A 3,485-nucleotide genomic window follows, 5' to 3' on the forward strand; every position below is an offset into this window, starting at 1 on the left:
CTACTGCTATTGCATTCGGTGTTTTCTCTACCTGCTCTTCAAATAACTCATGGATGCACTTATCAACAGGATATTCAACTTGAATATTATTCCACTCTACCAATAATTGATGTTGCTCAGTTTCTGTCAGTATTGGTAATTGGGAAATTCGCTGTTGGGGATCGGCAACAATTCCAGATAACAATGTTTGGAAATGTCCTAACAAACGACAAATCGCTGCATCATCAAATCGGCTCGTATCATAACTAATTATTACCAGTAATTCCTGACCAGGAATTACTCCCACTGTTAAAGGATAATTGGTTTGCTCAATACCCTGAACACTATCTATTGAAAAACCATAATTGTTTTTTTCCGCTGCTTCACTAACCGGATAATTCTCAAAAACAACTAGACTCTCAAATAAAGAACTCCCTCCGGGAACATCACTCAATCTTTGAATATCTGCCAATGAGCTATAGGAATATTGTTCAGACTCTACTTGCTGTATTTGTAGCTCTTTCAACAAAGCCAAAACTTCAGTTTCAGCACAAGTTTTCACTCTCACTGGTAAGCTATTGATAAATAATCCTACCATTGACTCCACACCCATTAAAGATGGAGGACGACCAGATACTGTAGCACCAAACACAACATCTGATTCTTGACTGTACCGAGATAATAATAAACCCCAAGCTCCCTGCACCAAATTATTCATCGTCAGTTGATGCTTTCGGACAAAGGTCTGTAAAGCTTCTGTTTGTTGCGCTGTCAGTTGAATTTTTTGTTCCCTGTAACGAGAATCTAACTGTTTACCCTTTGAAGATAATTTATCAACTGTTAAAGGAGTTGGTGCTGTAAAACCTTGCAGTTTTTCTCGCCAAAATTCTTCAGCTTTGCTCAAGTCTTGCTGCTGTAACCAAGCAATATATTTGTCATAGCTTAAAACTGCTGGTAGTGTGGGATTTTCACTTTTGATAATTGCTTGATAAAAATACAGTAGGTCTTGGAAAAGTAAAGGCACTGACCAGCCATCAAGCAATAAATGATGAAAATTCCACACAAATTGATATCTATCTGCACTCAATTGTATAACACTTAACTGCATTAATGGTGCTGTAGACAGTTGGAAACCCTGTTTTCTCTGAGACTGCACTAACACCTCTAATTTTTCTTGTGCTTCTTGAGTCGATAGGTGCTGCCAATCCTCACTCTCTATTTTGACATCCACTTGCCGATAAACTATTTGCACTGGCTCTGCTAACTGCTCCCAAATAAATGCAGTCCGCAATATTGAATGTCTTGCTACTACTTGCTGCCAAGCTTTTTCAAATGCTCTCAGGTTTAGTTGACCACTCAAATTGTAAATCGACTGTTCAAAATATACTTGAGAATCAGGGGCATACAAACTTTCAAACAGCATCCCCTGTTGCATTGGTGACAGTGGATATATATTTTCAATGTTTCGCCAGTTAGTTTTGTTCGTTTTGTCTAAACTTGCCAATAGTTGGTCTAGTTCTACCTGGTTAAGTTTCACTAATGGGAAGTCTGAAGGTGTATAACCTCCATTTTTACCTGATGCACAATGAGTAATGATGTCCTGTAATGTGTTGACAAATTCCTGTGCTAGTTTTTCAATTGTGGCTGCTTGGTGAAGATTTGTGCTGTATGTCCACTCTATTTGCAACTGTTTTTCAACTATCATGCTGTTTATATCTAGCAGATGAGGGCGGTTGTTTTGTAAACCGTGCATTCTTCCCGCAGATTCACTAGCTGGCTGCATCCAAGAGGTTGTATTAATCTGTTGATCAAATTGACCCAAATAATTAAAACTGATTTCGGCTTGGGGTAATGTCTTTAGTTGAGTAGCAATTTCTGGATCTTGTCTGAGATAGTGCAATAGTCCATAACCAATGCCTTTATTGGGAATAGTCCGCAGTTGTTCTTTAACTGTTTTTAATGTTTCCCCTAGATTTTCTGTGGCTGGTAGTTCTACTAATACTGGGAAGATGGTTGTAAACCAACCTATTGTCCGTGATAAATCTACACCATCAACAATATCTTCCCGTCCATGTCCTTCTAGATTGAATAGCACTCTCTTGGAGTTTGTCCATTTGCTCAAAACTAACGCTAAGGCGGTCAGGAGAACATCGTTAATTTGTGTGTTGTAAGCTTTTGGTACATCGTGCAGTAAGGCGTGAGTTTCTGCCTCACTTAAAGACAATAAAACTGTGTTAGCTGCGGCAACAGTATTTTCCCCTTTTGTATGGTCAACAAAGATGGAAGGAACTGCGGCGCGAGTTTCATTCAACCAATAAGCCGCTTCCGATTTGAGGGTTTGTGATTGGGCATAAGCTGTTAGTTTCTCTGACCAATCTTTAAAAGAGGTGGTTTTGGCAGGAAGCTGAATATCTTTGCCTTGCTCAAGTTGCTGGTAGGCTGTTTGTAGGTCTTCTAATAAGATTCTCCAGGAAACTCCGTCAATGGCTAGGTGATGGATGGTTATTTGTAATCTGGCTCTTTTTCCTCTGCCTAGATGGAATAAGGCTACTTGTATTAGGTTTTCTGATATGTCTAGGTTGGCTTGTAATAAATTTCCTTGTGCTTCAATGGCTTCTGGTTGTTTATGTTCTGGAATTGTTGATAGGTCTATTTCATGGAAGGCTATTTGATCTTTTGGAGCGGTGTATGTTTGTTCCCAATTGGAGTTTTTTTGGCTAAAACTTAGTCTTAGGGCATCATGATGTGTTAGCAGTTGCTGGAATGCTTGTTTTAATAGTTCTGGTTTTATGTCGCTGGGAACTGATAGCAGGAATGCTTGGTTGAAGTGGTGTGGTTGTGTAAAGTTTTGCTCAAAAAACCAGTGTTGAATGGGTGTTAGGGGTAATTTACCTGTGACTAGTTCTTGTTTTATTTCTATGGTTTTGATGTTCGGTGCTATTGCTGCTAGTTCGGCGATTGTTTGATTGGCGAATAGTTGTTTGGCTGTTAGTTGTAGTCCTGCTTGTTTGGCTTTGGCTAAAATTTGGATGCTGAGTATTGAGTCTCCTCCTAGTTCAAAGAAGTTATCGTTAATTCCTATTTGTTTTGTTCTCAGCACTTCTGCCCAAATCTGGGCTAGTATTTTTTCGGTTTGATTACGTGGGGGAATAAATTCTATTTCTAATCCTGTACGGGTTTCTGGTGCTGGTAAGGCTCGACGATCTATTTTGCCGTTGGGTGTTAGGGGTAGGGTTTCTAGTGTCACAAAACTATGAGGCACCATATATTCTGGCAGTGTTTCTTTGAGATATTGGCGCATTTCACTCATAGTTACTGTGGAATGCTGATGTGGTATTAGGTAGGATACTAATTGCTTTTGTCCAGGGTTGTCTTCACGGACAATGACGCATGATGTCTGAATTTGAGGATGTTGATTGAGTACCGCTTCTATTTCTCCTAACTCAATTCTGAAGCCCCGAATTTTAACTTGATTGTCTATGCGTCCTATGTATTCTATGTTCCCA

1 protein-coding gene is annotated in these 3,485 nt (G+C 39.5%); it reads right to left on the reverse strand.

Features of this window, described 5'->3' with window-relative positions; all coding sequences use genetic code 11:
- Nucleotides 1–3,485, reverse strand: a 3,485-nt coding sequence (locus PN497_RS03030) for a condensation domain-containing protein (protein ID WP_272109569.1), incomplete at both ends; no start/stop codon positions are given.

Origin of the sequence: Sphaerospermopsis kisseleviana CS-549 (genome assembly GCF_028329225.1) — a bacterium.
In the GTDB taxonomy this organism is placed as follows: domain Bacteria; phylum Cyanobacteriota; class Cyanobacteriia; order Cyanobacteriales; family Nostocaceae; genus Sphaerospermopsis; species Sphaerospermopsis kisseleviana.